14 protein-coding genes are annotated in these 16463 nt (G+C 66.1%); 8 read left to right on the forward strand and 6 right to left on the reverse strand.

Annotation, left to right across the window (positions count from 1 at the left end):
• The first annotated feature begins 58 nt into the window (after positions 1–58).
• The 3 genes from TV39_RS06085 to TV39_RS06095 all read left to right on the forward strand — a co-directional run bounded on the left by TV39_RS06085 (position 59) and on the right by TV39_RS06095 (position 5656).
• Entirely contained in the window at positions 59–763 is a 705-nt protein-coding gene (locus TV39_RS06085) for a hypothetical protein (RefSeq protein ID WP_043479686.1), read from the forward strand.
• The gene (locus TV39_RS06090) at positions 760–5241 is read left to right on the forward strand and encodes an FtsK/SpoIIIE domain-containing protein (RefSeq protein ID WP_043479687.1); all 4482 of its coding nucleotides are present in this window, start codon (positions 760–762) and stop codon (positions 5239–5241) included. The genes TV39_RS06085 and TV39_RS06090 overlap by 4 nt, the downstream gene beginning before the upstream one ends.
• Before the next feature lie 151 nt (positions 5242–5392).
• The gene (locus TV39_RS06095; RefSeq protein WP_043479689.1) at positions 5393–5656 is read left to right on the forward strand and encodes a hypothetical protein; all 264 of its coding nucleotides are present in this window, start codon (positions 5393–5395) and stop codon (positions 5654–5656) included.
• 119 nt (positions 5657–5775) lie between these two features.
• Here the strand turns inward: TV39_RS06095 and TV39_RS06100 are convergent, their stop codons facing one another.
• A complete protein-coding gene (locus tag TV39_RS06100) occupies positions 5776–6774 on the reverse strand; it encodes an EamA family transporter (protein WP_043479886.1) in 999 nt (332 codons plus the stop codon).
• A gap of 157 nt (positions 6775–6931) precedes the next feature.
• Between TV39_RS06100 and TV39_RS06105 the strand changes: the two genes are divergently transcribed.
• Complete coding sequence (locus TV39_RS06105; protein ID WP_043479691.1) at positions 6932–7474, forward strand: CGNR zinc finger domain-containing protein; 543 nt, start codon at positions 6932–6934, stop codon at positions 7472–7474.
• 51 nt (positions 7475–7525) lie between these two features.
• Here TV39_RS06105 and TV39_RS06110 read toward each other — a convergent pair whose 3' ends face one another.
• The 3 genes from TV39_RS06110 to TV39_RS06120 form a co-directional block, all read right to left on the reverse strand.
• Complete coding sequence (locus TV39_RS06110; RefSeq protein ID WP_043479692.1) at positions 7526–7888, reverse strand: hypothetical protein; 363 nt, start codon at positions 7886–7888, stop codon at positions 7526–7528.
• 87 nt (positions 7889–7975) lie between these two features.
• A complete protein-coding gene (locus TV39_RS06115; protein WP_043479693.1) occupies positions 7976–8566 on the reverse strand; it encodes a hypothetical protein in 591 nt (196 codons plus the stop codon).
• 101 nt (positions 8567–8667) lie between these two features.
• Complete coding sequence (locus TV39_RS06120) at positions 8668–10020, reverse strand: MATE family efflux transporter (protein ID WP_043479694.1); 1353 nt, start codon at positions 10018–10020, stop codon at positions 8668–8670.
• Between the two features lie 150 nt (positions 10021–10170).
• On the opposite strand from TV39_RS06120, the gene TV39_RS06125 reads away from it, so the two are divergent.
• Complete coding sequence (locus TV39_RS06125; RefSeq protein ID WP_043479696.1) at positions 10171–10605, forward strand: DoxX family protein; 435 nt, start codon at positions 10171–10173, stop codon at positions 10603–10605.
• A gap of 109 nt (positions 10606–10714) precedes the next feature.
• On the opposite strand, the gene aztD is transcribed toward TV39_RS06125, so the two are convergent.
• Positions 10715–12079 (reverse strand): zinc metallochaperone AztD, encoded by a 1365-nt coding sequence (aztD, locus tag TV39_RS06130; RefSeq protein WP_144406337.1) that lies wholly within the window; start codon positions 12077–12079, stop codon positions 10715–10717.
• Positions 12080–12239: 160 nt separating this feature from the next.
• On the opposite strand from aztD, the gene TV39_RS06135 reads away from it, so the two are divergent.
• Complete coding sequence (locus TV39_RS06135; RefSeq protein WP_043479698.1) at positions 12240–13241, forward strand: acyl-CoA thioesterase; 1002 nt, start codon at positions 12240–12242, stop codon at positions 13239–13241.
• Positions 13242–13250: 9 nt separating this feature from the next.
• On the opposite strand, the gene dnaB is transcribed toward TV39_RS06135, so the two are convergent.
• The gene (gene dnaB / locus TV39_RS06140; RefSeq protein ID WP_043479700.1) at positions 13251–14633 is read right to left on the reverse strand and encodes a replicative DNA helicase; all 1383 of its coding nucleotides are present in this window, start codon (positions 14631–14633) and stop codon (positions 13251–13253) included.
• Between the two features lie 691 nt (positions 14634–15324).
• On the opposite strand from dnaB, the gene TV39_RS06145 reads away from it, so the two are divergent.
• A complete protein-coding gene (locus TV39_RS06145) occupies positions 15325–15792 on the forward strand; it encodes a hypothetical protein (protein ID WP_043479701.1) in 468 nt (155 codons plus the stop codon).
• Between the two features lie 2 nt (positions 15793–15794).
• Positions 15795–16415: a hypothetical protein gene (locus TV39_RS06150; protein WP_043479703.1), complete on the forward strand. Its 621-nt coding sequence runs from the start codon at positions 15795–15797 to the stop codon at positions 16413–16415.
• The last annotated feature ends 48 nt before the right edge of the window (positions 16416–16463 follow it).

Below are 16463 nucleotides of genomic sequence, written 5' to 3' on the forward strand. Positions count from 1 at the left end.
CAGGGGCCGGCCACAAACAGCATGACACCTTGAACTTTCCACTAAGGAGGCACGGAAAATGGGGGATCTAGCAGTAGATTTCTGTGGCGAATGGTACGAGCCGTCGGACGAGGACGTCTTCAATATCGGACGCGAGGGCGACCTGGAAGTGGACGACAACCCGTACCTGCACCGGCGGTTCCTCCAGATCGCCCGGTACGACGGCATCTGGTGGCTCAGCAACGTGGGGAGCATGCTCTCAGCCACGGTGGCGGACGGTACCGGCGGGATGCAGGCGTGGCTTTCACCCGGGGCCAGGATTCCGCTTGTCTTCAGTCACACCAATGTGATTTTCACGGCCGGACCCACCACCTACGAGTTTGCCGTGCACCTCAAGACACCTTCTTTCCGCCAGGAGGCCCCCGATGACGAAAGCGGCGGTGACACCACCATCGGGCCGGTGGTCTTCACCGATTCGCAGAAGGCGCTCATCGTTGCCCTCGCCGAGCCCATGCTCCGCCGTGACGGCACCGGGTTCAGCGCCATCCCGTCGTCGGCGGATGCCGCCAGGACGCTCGGCTGGGCACTCACCCGGTTCAACAGAAAGCTGGACAATGTGTGCGACAAACTTGACCGCGTCGGGGTGGCAGGGCTGCGCGGCGGCGGCGGAAAACTGGCCACCAACCGTCGTGCCCGGCTCGTTGAGCACGCCGTGACGTCGCACCTGGTCACCGCCGCAGACCTGCACCTGATCGACAAGATGAGGGGGATCGACGAAGGATGAAAATCCGACTGACGCTGCGCCGGGACCCCGCCGACGCCAAAGACCTGGCCGTCACCGTTGACGGCCTGGCAACGGTGGCGGACATCGCCACCCAATTGTGGGCTGCCGATCCTGAACGGCGGGGCACCCGGCCGCCGGACAACCTGTCGCTCTGCATCGACGAGGCATTCGTGGCCGGCGGCATGCGCGGCAATATCCTCAACCGTGCGGACAACCTCCTGGAATCCGGGCTCAGACCCGGGTCCATTGTGTCGCTGGCGCAGGTCAGCGAGCAGTTCGGGGCGCCGGGCGCCAACCGCGGCCCCGCAGCGGCGACCCTCCGCGTACTGTCCGGGCCCGACGTCGGGCAGGAATTTTCGCTGCCCTCCGGCACCAGCTACATCGGCCGGGACCGGGACGTCGACATCCGGCTGTCGGACCCCATGACCTCCAAGCGGCACGCCCGCATCACCGTGGGGGAAACCGTTGAAATCGTGGACACGAATTCCGCCAACGGGCTGATCATGGACGGGCTGCCGGTCACCCGGGCCACCCTGAACTCCTCCGACACCGTGACCCTGGGCGACACCACCGTGTCCGTCGTCGGGCTGGGCCACCACGGGGGTGCACCGACGTCGCCGCTGGTGGACTTCAACCGCTCGCCGCGTGTGGTCCCGCGTTTCGCCCCCTCCAAACGCGTACTCCCGGCGGGCCCCAAACGCCAGGAGCACCACCCGTTCCCCTACATCATGCTGATCGCACCGCTCATGATGGGTGCGGTTTTGTTTGCCGTCACGGGCAACGTCCTTTCGGTCCTGTTCATGATGATGATGCCGCTGTTCATCATCGGCCACTACGTGGACCAAAAGATGCAAAGCAAGCGGGAGCGCAAGGAGCAACTCAAGCAGTTCCGTGAAGCAATGGCGGCGTTCCGCAAGGACATCACCGAACTGCAGCACGTCGAGAGGTCCGTGCGCCTCCAGGAAGCTCCGTCGGTGAGCGACACCGTGGATTCCATCTACAAGCTGGGACCGCTGCTCTGGACGCACCGGCCCGAGCACAACGGGTTCCTCGGCCTGCGGTTCGGGCTGGGCACGGCGCCGTCGCGCATTTCGTTCGACGAGCCCGCCAACAACGAGACCGAAGCCGAATACATGCAGGAAATCCAGGCCTGCCTCAAACAGTTCCAGGACATCGAAGGCGTTCCGATCGTGTCCCAGCTCCGCTCCGCCGGCGCCTTCGGGCTCGCAGGAGCCCGCGGACTGGTGGACGACGTGGCCCGCGGCATGGTCCTGCAGACCGTGGGGCTGCATTCCCCGGCCGAAGTGGTGGTTACGGCCATCACGTCGGCCAAATCGAGGGAACGCTGGAACTGGCTTCAGTGGCTGCCGCACGTGGGCTCGGGGCACAGCCCGCTCAGCGGCGACCACCTGGCTGCGGGACCTGCCGGCGGGTCTTCCCTGCTGGCCCGGCTGGAGGACCTTATCGACCAGCGCGAAGCGGGCGCCCAGTCCCCGCGTCCCGCCCCGCGGCCTGCCCTCAACGGCGAGAACGGCGACATCCCCGGCCCGGTGCTGCCCTCCGTGCTGGTGATCGTGGAAGACGACGCACCGGTGGACCGCGGACGCCTGACACGGCTCGTGGAACGCGGCCCGGATTCGGGCGTGCACGTCATGTGGGTGGCCACCAGTGTCCAGTCACTCCCGGCCGCCTGCCGGGACTTCATGGTGGTGGATGGCGACCACGGCACCACCACCGGCCAGGTCCGGCTGGGCCGCCACACCTACCCGGTCAGCTGCGAAAGCCTCGACGCCGGCCTGGCCACCCAGCTTGCCCGGATGCTGTCACCGGTCATCGATGTGGGCAAGCCCGTGGATGACGACTCAGACCTTCCCCGCGCGGTGTCCTACGTGAGCCTCATCGGCAAGGACTTCATGGACAACCCGCAGGCGGTGGCTGACCGGTGGAAAGAGAACAACTCCGTTCACGCCACTGCAGTCGCGAACCGCAAGGACAACGGCACCCTCCGGGCCCTGGTGGGGTCCAAGGGCATCGAACCGCTGTACCTGGACCTGAAGAATGAGGGCCCGCACGCTCTGGTGGGCGGCACCACCGGCGCCGGCAAGTCGGAATTCCTGCAGTCCTGGGTCATGGGCATGGCCGCCGCCTACAGCCCGGACCGGGTGAGCTTCCTGTTCGTCGACTACAAGGGCGGTGCCGCGTTCGCCGACTGCGTGCACCTGCCCCACACCGTGGGCCTGGTGACCGACCTCTCGCAGCACCTGGTGCGCCGCGCCCTGACGTCCCTGCGGGCTGAACTGCATTACCGCGAGCATCTGCTCAACCGGAAGAAGGCCAAGGACCTCCTGGGCCTCCAGCGCGAGGCCGACCCCGAGGCACCGCCGTACCTCATCATCATTGTGGACGAGTTCGCTGCCCTGGCCACGGAAGTCCCCGAGTTCGTGGACGGAGTAGTGGACGTGGCAGCCCGCGGCCGTTCCCTGGGCCTGCACCTGATCCTTGCCACCCAGCGGCCCGCCGGCGTCATCAAGGAAAGCCTGCGCGCCAACACCAACCTGCGCGTCGCCCTCCGGATGGCCGACGAGGACGACGCCACGGACATTCTCGGTGTTCCGACGGCGGCATACTTCGACCCCTCCATCCCGGGCCGTGGCGCCGCGAAAACGGGTCCCGGCCGGATCCAGGGCTTCCAGACCGGCTACGCAGGCGGCTGGACCACGGACAAGCCGCAGGCACCCCAGATCGACATCGTGGAAATGGCCTTTGGCTCGGGACCGAGCTGGGCCGCGCCGGCGCCGGAGAAGCCGACGCGGGAGGAACCGGCGGGGCCCAACGATATTGCCCGGATGACGGCCAATATCATCAAGGCCGCGGACGTGCTGTCCATCGCGCCGCCCCGGAAACCGTGGCTCAACGAGCTGGCAAAGACCTACGACTTCTCCAAGCTTCCCAACCCCAGGACCGATGAACGCCTCCTCCTGGGCGTGGCCGACGACCCGGCACACCAGGACCAGCCCACCGTCTTCTATGAACCCGACAGGGACGGCAACATGGCCATCTACGGGACTGGCGGCTCAGGCAAGTCAGCTGCACTGCGCGGCATCGCCATCGCCGCGGCAGTGACGCCCCGCGGCGGGCCCGTGCACGTCTACGGCATCGACTGCGGTTCGTCGGGCCTGAAGATGCTCGACGGGCTCCCGCACGTCGGGGAGATCATCAACGGTGACGACGTCGAACGCGTGGGCAGGCTGCTGCGGTGGCTGCGCGATGTTGCCGACGACCGCGCTGCCCGCTACGCAGAAGTGCGGGCCGCCACCATCGTGGAATACCGGAAGCTGGCCGACGATCCGGACGAGAAGCGGATCTTCATCCTGGTGGACGGCATGTCCAACTTCCGGGAGGCCTACGAATACAGCAGGCTGTCAGCGCTGTGGGACATCTTCCTGCAGCTGGCAACGGACGGCCGGCCGCTGGGCATCCACCTGGTTGTCACCGGCGACCGGCCCAACTCCGTGCCGGCCTCGCTGCTGGCTTCGATCCAGCGGCGCCTGGTCCTGCGGCTCTCCTCCGAGGACGACTACATTTCGCTGGACGTGCCCAAGGACGTCCTGAGCCAGGCCTCGCCCCCGGGCCGCGGCCTGCTGGGAGGGCACGAGGTGCAGCTTGCCGTCCTCGGCGGCGACTCGAACCTGGCACTGCAGGCCCGCGAAGTGCACAAGCTCAGCGAAGCCATGCTGCGCCAGGGCGTGGAAAAGGCACCGCAGATCGAACGCCTGCCCGAGCAGGTGGACCTGGACATCCTCCCCGCCGGGAGCCAGGACCTGCCGGTTATCGGCGTCGACGACGAGACGCTCCAGCCGGCCGAGATCATGGCCAAGGGACCCCTGCTCGTCGCGGGACCGCCCGGCGCCGGCCGCACGGTGGCGCTGGTCACCATGGCCTACGCGCTGCGCCGGTCCAACCCCGGCACCGAACTGATCTACATCGGCTCCCGCCGCTCCGCCGTCGCATCGCTGAAGGTCTGGAACCGTGCCGTCGTGGGCGCTGACGACGTCGAAGAAGCAATCGACGGGCTGGTGGACTACTCCGCGGAGAACCCGGGCCGGCTGGCCATCTTCATCGAGGGCCTGACCGAGTTCACGGACACAGGTGCAGAGTCCGGCATCGAGCAGCTGGTCACCACGTCCATCAAGGCCGACCAGTGGGTGGTGGGGGAGTCCGAGACCTCCACCTGGTCCTCCGCGTGGTCACTGTCGCAGCCGTTCAAGTCCGGACGGCGCGGACTGCTGATCAACCCCGGCGACATCGAAGGCGACAGCCTGCTGAGTACCTCGCTTGGCAAGATCAGTTCCGATTTCATTCCAGGCCGCGGCTACATCGTGGGCCGGGGGAAGGTCCGCAAGCTGCAGATTGCGCTGCCACCGGAAAACCGCAGCCAGGCCGATCCGGACCTCAACAGGGTGGGAGCATCACGGTGAGCGGACCACATGGGGACTGCTCCATGGGGAGCGGTGCCCATCGACGGCGCCCAGGCCGCGGGATAGTTTCTAGGTAATGGATCTTCCGGATGAGCCGGGGGCCGCTGGGGATGCCGATCGGATCGGGTCCGTTGACTGAAGGAGAAAACTAATGGCTATTTGGGGTGCAGACATTGCTCAGCTCAAGGCACTGGGAACCAAGCTTCAGGCTGGTTCGTCCGAGATCGAGAAGGCCAAGTCGCAGCTGACGAAGGCTCTTGACAGCACCGACTGGAAGGGCCCGGACGCTGAGAAGTTCCGCAGCGAATGGTCCGGCCGCCACGTAGCGGACCTGGCCCGGGTGGCGCGTGCTCTGGAAGAGGCCGGCAAGCAGGCCAGCAAGAACGCTGCCCAGCAGGAAGAGGCTTCCCGCTAGGGAACGCCCCGCCACCCTCCGAGGTGGGAATTAACGCCTAAATGCGCATGCTCCGGACGCACCACAGCGTCCGGAGCATCCGCATTTAACAGGGGGGCTGCTGCCGGCGCGTAACCGGTTCAGGGGACCGGTTCGACGTCGTTAGCGTGGTCCAGCGGCGCCGGCAACGGCGCTGCACCGGCGTCCGAAGCAGGACCTCCTGCCGCGGCAGGCACGGCCGCCGGGCCGCGCAGCTCGTCCACGCGGACCAGAACCACGCCGCCAACGATCAGCATCCCGCCGAGGAGTTGGACGGGGCCGGGCAGTTCACCCAGCAGGAGCCACGCCCAGATGACGGCGAAAAGCACCTCGGTGAGCGACACGAACGATGCCACTTTGGAACCGAGCGCCCGCGCGGCAACAATGCCCGAAACGTAGGCGAGGACCGTGGCCAGGACAATCAGGCCGCCCAACGAAACCCACCACGGGGTGACCCACGGCCCGAGTTTGGTGTCCGCCACGCTGAACGCCATGGGCAGCAGGCCCGTCGCTGCCGCCAGCCACATCACCACGGCGCCCACCATCAGGCCGCCGGACGCCAGGACGATCGGCGGGAGGGTGTCATTCTCCTTGGCTGTAATGAAGAAATAGATCGCCAGGCAGACGGCTGCGGCAATTCCCCACAGGACCCCGACGACGTCTATTTTCACCGCACCCGTAAGGTCCAGCACCAGGATCAGTCCGCCCAGCGAAAGCAGCGTTCCGGCAATGGTGAGCGGGCGTGGACGCCGGCGGCTCGCGGCCCACAGCCAGAGGACGATGATCACCGGAGCCAGGTACTCCAGCAACAGGGCAACGCCAACGGAGAGGCGCTCGACGGCGTTGAAGTAGAAGAGCTGGCAGGCAGCAACGCCAATGAGCCCGAACAGCAGGATGGTCACCCAGTTGTCCCTCAGCTGGCCCCAGCGGCCGCGCAAGGCCGGCACGGCAGGGATCACGAGGATGAGTGCTGCTCCGGTCAGGCGTGCGGTCACTGCGGCGCCCGGAGTCCAGCCGGTTTCGAGCAGGGACTTGGCGAACGATCCGGAAAGGCCGAAGACCGCCGAGGAGAACAGTGCAACGCCAAGCCCGGACGCCAGGAAACCGGAAGCGGCCCGGCGGGCGGCGTCCGGCCGGGAAGCCGCGCTCTTGACCGACGCTTCTTCGCGTTTGCTTACGGCAGGCACGGCTGCCTCCTGTCAGGAGTAAAGTGGGGTAATGGTCATGACATTACGCCCGGCCCTGTAAGGAGTCAAGATGGTTTTTGCCCCTGACACTGAAGTGGCGCTCCGCACCGTGGTGGGGTTGATCAACAGCGCGGCCAACGGCGAAGAGCATCTCGCGACGATTGAGGATCTGGACCGCTTCCTCCAGGCGGAAGGCTTCTCCGGAGCGCGGTCGCGCGACGCGGCTGAACTCACCAGCGTCCATAAGCTGCGGAGCCAGCTCACCGAGCTCTGGACCATGGATGAGGACACAGCCGTCGCGACCGTCAACCGCCTGCTCCGCGAAGCCAATGCGCTGCCGCAGCTGATCAAGCACGATGAGTGGGACTGGCACCTGCATGCCACCACTCGGGAGGCTCCGCTGGCCGACAGAATGGGCACCGAGGCCGCCATGGCGCTGGTGGATGTGATCCGCAGCAAGGAAATGGACCGGATGCTGGTGTGCGCCGCGGAGGATTGCGACGCGGTGGTGCTGGACCTCAGCCGGAACCGGTCCAAGCGGTATTGCGATACCGGGAACTGCGCCAACCGGGCACACGTCGCCGCTTACCGCGCACGAAAGGCCGCTTCGTAGGGACCGGAACCAGCTGGAATTATCCTACGGAGGAGCCGGCCCTCAGGAAACCTACCGGGGGTCGGTGCCGGGAGCGGCATCCGGCGCACCGGGAGCCTGCGAATCCGGGCGCGCGGAATGGCCTCCGTGGCCGGCGGACTTCTTGGAACTCAGATTCACGCCGGACCCCTTACCCAGGTGGTCGGCATTGTCCTTGTAGCTCATCGAAAGCATCGCCGCGATCACCAGCGTCACGATGAAGGCAATTCCCGCGCCGGTGAAGGCGAGGTCGAAACGCGGAGTCCGGGAGCTGCCGCCGGAGGCGAAGATCAGCACGGCAAAGAAGGCCAGGACGGCCCAGAATGCGGAGAACATGAGGGGCCCCTTGACCGAGGTCCGCAGATTGCGCGGTTCTCCTGGTTTCTGCTGTGCCAAGGTGTTTCCTCCCGTGCGGCACGGCCGGGGCCCTGCCGCTTAAGTCAAGCGATTGTTCTACACGAAGTAGAACCGTTCCCTACTAGTTTACGGCCTCACCGAAACGGACCGCGCATCATGCCGGAGCGTCAGGGCCGCCAGGATCCAGAGAACGCCGGAAATGATCGCTCCGCCACCGGCCACTCCGAGCAGGGCGTGCGCTCCGAGGCTGATGAAGAAGGGCAGCGCCACGGCCGTCCCCAGCCCGATCACGCCTGAGGCAAGCCAGTCGCGTGCCAGTACGCTGCGGCCGCGGTACAGGACTCCAAGGTAGAGTTCCGCGGCCCCCAGCAGGCCCACGCCCAGCGCAGCCAGGACCCCGAACACCAGTTCGCTGCCCAGGAACGCCACGGCCACACCGGCGCCTGTGAGGACAGCCCCCGCTGCGGCCATGACCTTGCCGGCCGGCTGCTTGGCAGCAAGGCCGAACTTCCCGATTCCGCGGATCAGTATCACGCCGGTGGCCAGCAGGTAGAGCCCGCCGGCCCACCCCATTTCGGATGCCGACGGCGACGCCCAGAACACGGTTACCGCACCGAAGACAAGGGCAATCACGGCCCTGGTGAGCACCGGCTGCCACAGGTCCGCGGCGGGAGCGGTCAGGGCAGCGGGATCGGAAGGAGTTGCGGGAGGGGTCACGGGTCCAGTTTAGTGCGCGGGGGACATGGCGCGAACCGGGGACAGGAGCAGCCCGCCGGACCTGCAGGAAAATGCGGACCTCGTGACCGGGACGAACCGGCTTAGGGCGACCCGAGGACCATCCACTTGTCCGTCCTTGCCCGGAGGCCCAGCGTTACCGCCCGGGCGGACATGTACCCCAGCGAAAAAGCCAGCCATAGCCACGCGAGCCCTGCGGCCCCGTCGACGGCGGAGACCCGCACAGCTGCCAGCAGCGGCACGTACACCGCAAGATTCACGACGCCGGCAATTGCCAGGTATTTCGCGTCACCGGCGCCGATGAGGACGCCGTCGAGCACAAAGACATAGCCGGCCACCGGCTGCCCGGCGGCGAGCACCCACAAGGCGAGCGTCAGCGCGGACCGGACGCCGGCGTCGGACGTGAACAGCGCACCCGCCCATGGGGCTGCAGCGGCCAGCAATACGCCGGTGACCACCCCGAATCCCGTACCCCAGCGGATCATGGTCCGGGTCAACTCGCGCGCCGCGGCGGGATTTCCGGCCCCCAGTTCCTTCCCGATCAGGGCCTGGGCCGCAATTGCCAGGGCATCCAGGGCAAAGGCCAGGAAGGTGAAAATGGTCATGGCCAGCTGATGGGCAGCCAGGTTCACCGGGCCCTGGGCCGTCACCACCAGGACGGTTGCAAGGATCGCAATGCGCAGGCTCAGGGTGCGGAGCATGAGCCAGGACCCCACTTTGGTCATGGCACGAATGCCCCGCCAGTCCGGCCGGAGCGTAACTCCGTGGTCGCGGGCGTTTCGCTGGACGATCACCAGATACACCAGGGCCATACCCCACTGGGCAATGCTGGTCCCCACGGCGGAACCTGTCACGGACCAGCCCAGGCCGTAGACCAGGCCCAGGTTGAGGAGGATGTTCAGGGTGAACCCCGCCGAGGCCACGGCCAGGGGTGTGCGGGTGTCCTGGAGGCCACGCAGCACGCCGGTGCCGGCGAAGATCAGCAGCATGGCTACGAGTCCGGGCATGGACCAGCGGAGATAGTCCACGGCGAACTGCCGGACTTCTCCCGTAGCGCCCATCAGGTCGACGAGCAGCTCGGCACCGACGAATCCCGCCGGCGCCAGCACCAGGCCCAGGACGAGCGCCAGCCAGACACCGTCCCGTCCTGCCGCGAGGGCTTTGGGGAGCTTCCCCTCGCCGATGGCCCTGGCAACGGCAGGCGTGGTGGAGTATGCCAGGAACACCATGAGGCCCACGGCCGTATGGAGCACAGCCGAGGCCAGCCCCACCCCTGCCAGCTGGGACACGCCGAGGTGGCCCACTATGGCCGAGTCCGCCAGCAGGAACAGCGGTTCCGCGATGAGGGCACCGAATGCCGGCACGGCAAGGCGGAGGATTTCCCGGGTGTTCCGGCCGGCGGGAACAGTCCGGGAAGCGGCACGTGATTTTGGCACGGAGCCAGCCTAGCTGGAGAGAACTGTCACATGCCGACCCATTTAGTTGACTCTTCAAGTAATTGGGGGCACAGTTAAGTCTTGAAAGTTCAACCGTGTCCCTGAAGGGCGCGCGGCAATGCCCCCGACCTCCGAAATGGTGAAATTCCCATGAACCAGTCCACACTGACCACCACAGCACTCACTATCCTGCGCGTCATCGCAGGCTTCCTCTTCGCAGCCCACGGCTGGCAGAAGTTCAACGAGTGGACCATCGCCGGAACCCAGGCCTCATTCGCCAAAATGGGCGTTCCGGCGGCCGAGCTGGCAGCTCCCGCCGTGGCCACCCTGGAGCTTGTGGGTGGCACCGCCCTGATCCTGGGCGTATTGACCCGTGTTTTCGCGGCACTCCTCGCACTGGACATGCTGGGCGCCCTGTTCCTGGTCCACGCCTCCGCCGGTGTCTTTGCCGCGACGGGCGGTTATGAACTGGTACTGCTGCTGGCAGCCGGAGCGCTGGCCATTGCCCTGACCGGCGCCGGCAAGGTGGCTGTGGACCGGGCACTGTTCGGCCGCAGCAACTCGAAGCTCAGCGTCCTCGCCTAAAGCGGGAGCCGCCCAGAACAAAGACCCTGCACGACGACGGGCCGGTCACGCGAGTGGCCGGCCCGTCGTCGTTCGAGCTGGGCATTCGAAGTATTCTCCTACGGGAATACTATCCGGACACGCCTGTCAACTCGTTGGGCACGTGCGGGAGTTCCGCGGATTTGGTGAGCTTGCCTGACGAAAGGTCCACTGCATGGATCGTGCTGCTTGCCGGCTCGGTGACATAGGCGGTGGAACCCTGGACAAACAAGGCGGGCCGCGGGTCCTGCCAGGTTTCGGACTCCTCCCATTCCTCGACCACGGGAATCGTGGATGCGATATTTCCCGTCAAAGGATCGATGACCCGCAGTGCGCCGTCGGTCCCCAGGACCAGGGCCTCGCCCGAGGGACCCCTTCCCAGCGACCGGAACGAATAGCTCGTGCCGAGTTCCACCAGCCGGAGGGTGGCCGTGTCCGTATTGACGAGGGAGACACGCGTGGGCCGCTCCAGCGTGGCGTCCTTATCCACCTTGTAGTCACCCAAAACCACGGGCGACGCAGGGGAACCCGCCTGGTTTCCCATCCGCCCGTAAGCGTCCGGGCTGGCCACTTTCGAAATCCGCCCGTCCCGGTAGATGAGCATGCCGTTTTCGCAGCCCACCACCACGGCGTCATGGCCCGCCGCCGCCTCACCGTGCACGCCGGGGCAGTCCTCGTTGCGCTCCAGTTCCACCCGGTCCTGGCCGGCTCCTGCAGCCATCACGGCAACCCCCCGCCTCGACTCGCTGCCTCCGAGGGTGACGAGCAACTTGCCGCCCTCGAGAGGCACTGCGACGCCGTGGTGCGCTTCCGGCGCGGTGTAGATATCCGTTACGGGAAGACCCCCGGGCTTCTCCCCCAGCCCCGCCGGGTCGAAGATCTCCACTTTTCCGGAACCGTCACTGAAGAGTGCGGTCCTCCCGGCATGGAAGACGGCGTGGCCGGACTTGCTGGCTTCGAAGGAGGCTTCTGTGAGGGCCGGAGGCGCCGCGTAGGAATGCCCGTGGTCACCATGCTTTTCAGTCCACACGCCGGCATCAAACACCCTGAAGGCATCCCCGGTGGACACCAGGACATGCCGGCCGTCGCCCGCGGGGTTCAACCTGTTGAAGCCTGCAAGCTCCGCCTCCCCCACCACCTCCAGGGAGGCGGCGTCGAGGACCGTGAGGCCTCCGGCGTGGGTCAGCACCAATCTGGGCGCCGGCCCCTGGACTTCCCGGCTTGCACTGGATGGCTCGGCGGACTGCCCGGCGGCCGGCGCGCCTGCTGGCGGCTGGGAGCTGCCACCGCTGCGGGCGGGAGCCGCGGCGCAACCGCTCAGCACAAGCGCCGCGCCGGCAGCTGCGGCCGCGCCACGAATTACTGCCAGGGGCGCCCGCAGACCGCGCCGGGGAACCGTGCGGGCGAAATGGGGCGTGGGTTTCAGGCGACGAATGATACTGTTGCGGGCTCTCATGGCTTAAATGATATTCATTCTCATTAACGATGCAAATTGCATGCAGCACGGCAGGCCGGTCAGGGCCCGGGAATGGTCCGGGCCGCCTCATATGGCGGGTGGGCCGGCCTTTGTGTCATTCCGACCGCACGGTGTGCCGGGTCATCAGTAAACTCTCAGCATGAGCGAGACTGCCGCCAATTCAGTGACCCTCCGCTTCCTTGCGGCCCCCATGGACGTCGGCCACAGCGGTTCCGTGGACGCCGGAACCGTACTTGAGTGGGTGGACAAAGCGGCCTATGCCGCAGCCGTTGGCTGGGCCAAGTCGTACTGCGTGACGGCCTACGTCGGCAACATCCACTTTGCCGATCCGGTCAACAGCGGGGACATGGTGGAAGTCACCGCCACGATCGTCTATACCGGGCGCTCTTCCATGCATATCCGCACAGTGGTTTCTTCGGGCGACCCCAAAGGTGGCCCGGCCACAATGCGCAGCCAGTGCATGGTGATTTTTGTGGCCGTGGGTCCGGACGGGAAGCCGGTGCCCGTACCGCAGTTCGACCCCTCCACACCGGAGGAGATCGAGCAGCGCGACCATGCCCTGGCCCGGATCAAGGTCCGCGAGGACATCGTCCAGGCGATGAACGCGCAGGAATATACGGACGCCGGCACCGCAGAACGCGTTGTCCTGCGGTTCATGGCTGCCCCCACGGATGTGAACTGGGGCGGCAAGGTGCACGGCGGAATCGTCATGAAGTGGATCGACGAGGCCGCCTACGTATGCGCGTCCCGGTACTGCGGGAAGGACACCGTGGCGGTATTTTCCGGCGGGGTGCGTTTCTACCGGCCGTTGCTGATCGGCCACGTGGTGGAGGTGGAGGCGCGGCTCGTGTACACCGGCACCAAGGGGATGCACATTGCCGTGCACGTCCGGTCCGGAGATCCCAAGGGCCGGGAGATGAACCTCACCACGTACTGCCTGACCGTCATGGTGGCCAGGGACGCCGCCGGGAACTCGGTGCCGATTCCCCCCTGGGTTCCGGTCTCGGACGAGGACAAGCGCCTGCACGCCCACGCCCGGGAGCTGCTGGAGATCCGGGGCCGGGCCCCGGGGAACCGGCTGCCCAACCATCTGCTCACAGCTGGCGGCGTGCAGGACGGCGGGGTCCAGGAGACGGCCTAGTCCGGCTGACTAGAAGCCGCCCCCGCCGGCGTCCGCCGCCATGTTGGCGAACCGCGAATAGTGCCCTTGGAAGGCCACCACAATGTCCTTGGTGGGGCCGTTACGGTGCTTGGCAATGAGGATGTCCGCCTCGCCCGCGCGCGGCGACTCCTTGTCGTACACGTCCTCGCGGTGCAGCAGGATGACCATGTCGGCGTCCTGCTCGATGGACCCTGATTCACGGAGGTCCGAGACCATGGGCCGCTTGTCCTGGCGTTGTTCGGAGCCACGGTTCAGCTGCGACAGGGCAATCACTGGCACCTGGAGCTCCTTGGCCAGCAGCTTCAGCGCACGGGAGAACTCGGAGACTTCCTGCTGGCGGGATTCCACTTTCTTGCCCGAGCTCATCAGCTGCAGGTAGTCGAGGATGACCAGCTTGAGGTCGTGCTGCTGCTTGAGGCGGCGGCACTTGGCCCGGATTTCCATGAGCGACATGTTGGGGCTGTCATCAATGAACAGCGGGGCGTCGTTCATCCGGCCCATGGTGGTGGCGATCTTGGACCATTGCTCGTCCTTGATGGTGCCCTTTCGGAGATCCTGGAGGCCGATCGTGGCCTCCGCGGAGAGAAGGCGCATGGCAATCTCGTTCCGGCCCATTTCCAGGGAGAACATCACCGTCGCGAGGTTGTTCTTGATCGCTGCGGACCGGGCAAAGTCCAGCGCGAACGTTGACTTACCGACCGCCGGGCGGGCGGCGATAACGATCATCTGGCCCGGGTGCAGACCGTGGGTCAGTTCATCCAGTTCGTAGAAACCCGTGGGGACACCTACCATCCCCTCGCCGCGGTGGCCGGACGCTTCGATCTCGTCCACCGTGGACTCCATGACGTCCTTGAGGACCACATAGTCCTCGGCGGTACGCCGCTCGGCAACGGCGTACACCTCGGCCTGGGCCTGGTTGACCAGGTCTTCCACTTCGCCGTCCGAGCCGTAGCCCAGCTGGACGATCTTGGTTCCGGCATTGACCAGCCGGCGGAGGACTGCACGCTCGGCAACGATCTCCGCGTAGTACCCGGCGTTGGCTGCCGTGGGTACGGTCTGGATGAGCTCGTGCAGGTAGGCGGGTCCGCCGATCCTGTTGATCTCGCCGCGCTTGGTCAGCTCATCGGACACTGTCACGGCGTCGGCGGGCTCGCCACGGCCGTAGAGGTCTATCACGGCCTCGTAGATAGTCTCGTGGGCGGGGCGGTAGAAGTCTTGGCCCCGAAGGATCTCAACCACATCGGCTATGGCGTCCTTGGACAACATCATGCCGCCAAGAACTGATTGCTCAGCGGGGATGTCCTGAGGCGGCTTTCGGCTGCCTTCGGAACTCCGGGTGCCCTCGATTGAATCCAGGTGCGTAACTGACAAAGCTGCCGTCCTCCATTGTGTACCGCGGCGTATTTCCCAATGCCGTCGGTGCTGTAGCTATCTGCCATTGGGCTGCCGCGGGGCAGCGGAACCCCGCTGTGCGGCAGTGCCAGTATTACCACCCGGCACCGACAGTCTTCCTGCACGGGCCTGCGCCCGCGCCCGCCGCGACGGCCGTAGAACCCGGTTATCCCCAATTTGCGGAGGTTATCCACAATTGAACCTCGGGGTCCCCATCCGGATCTCCTCCGGCAGGCCTGTCGGAACTCCGGAAACCAAGTACTAAGGCCCCAAAAACAGGTATCCCGCTACGTTAGTACCCCTCCCCCCGGCCACCAAGCCCACATACATGCACACCTGTGGATAAGTTGTGGACTACCTGCCACTGCTTGTGCACAGCCTGTGAGGCTACCTGTGGAAATCAAAAAACTTTGAGCCCCCATATGGCCCTGACCTGCGAAAACTTTCAGATTGGGCTGTGGATGAAAGATTCTTTTTAGAAACGTTCATCCACAGCTTGCAGGTTCCCTTTGGGGATACCGGCCAGTAACTCGGGTCGACGTGACGGAGAATATACCCGCGCCGTGATCCCGGCCACTCCCCGGCTTCCGAATTGACGCATTCCCTGCAGGGCTGTATGCGCCGTCGAGAATATGCTGTGGATAACAGCGAACTGGCATAAGCTCTATTCATGGGCGATGTATTGATGGTTATGCTGCCTGCCCTCATCCTTGTGGCAGTTATCTGGGCGGTTTCCACGGCCCTCAAGCCGCGGGACAGCGGCATCTCGGATGCCGAGCGCTATCAGCTGGAACTGGCCATCCGATCGCAGGCACACTACGCCGCCCAGGTGCGGGCAGCCACCGCCGCACGGGCGCGGGTTGATGCCGCCACCCGGCCAAGCCAGAACGAGCAACAGCAGTCGCAGCAGGCTGACAACACCCGGGCGGCCCTGCGCGCCCAGGCCGGGTCGAGCCCGGGCGTGGGGATGCACGGCTACCAAGGTCCGGTCCTCCCCGGGGGCCAGTTAAACCCGCAGTTCGCACTGCAGTTGCAGTCCATGGCCCGCAACGGCCAGAAACTGCAGGCCATCAGGATGCTGCGGCAGGCAACGCATTCTGATCTTTTGACCGCCAAGAATTATGTAGATCGGCTGTAGCAATGGAATCACTGGTGATCCCCGTCCTGATCCTGCTCATCGCAGGAGCCGCCGTCCTGATGGTGGCCCGTGCCATAGGACGCCGCACCGCCGGCGCCCAGCCTTCTCCCGGCACAGCGGGTCGCGGCACAGCCAGTCGCGGCACAGCCAGTCGCAGCACGCCGCCCGGCGATCCCGAGGAAGTGGCCAGGGCCGCGGCTGCCAAGCTCACCGAGGACCAGCACCGGCGCCTGTACGCCCTGATCGCCCAGGGCCAGGCCATGGCGGCCATCAAGCTCTACTATGAAGCGTCAGGTGAGGGCCTGCGGGCCTCCCGCGACGCCGTCGGCGCCCTGGCCGCGCATCCGCAGCCGTTCCGCTCAGCGGCCCCCGAGGCCCCGGAGACCCTGGAGCATGACGACGACGACGCACCCGAGCGTTTCCCCTACCGCTACCGCGCCATCGCCAGCAAGGGCGATGTCACGCGTGAGGTCAGCAGCAACATGCTGAACGACGAGATTTACGGCCGGATCCGTACTCTTGCCAAGAGCGGTGACACCGAGGCCGCTGCAACGGCGCTGACCCGGCACTCGGACATTTCCATGAAGCAGGCCAGGGAATTCATTGCACTGCTCGACGACTGAGCCGCCAGCCTGACCCGATGCGCCGCCGTGGGGGCAGGACGCCAGCCC

Source organism: Arthrobacter sp. SPG23 (assembly GCF_000876655.1).
In the GTDB taxonomy this organism is placed as follows: domain Bacteria; phylum Actinomycetota; class Actinomycetes; order Actinomycetales; family Micrococcaceae; genus Arthrobacter.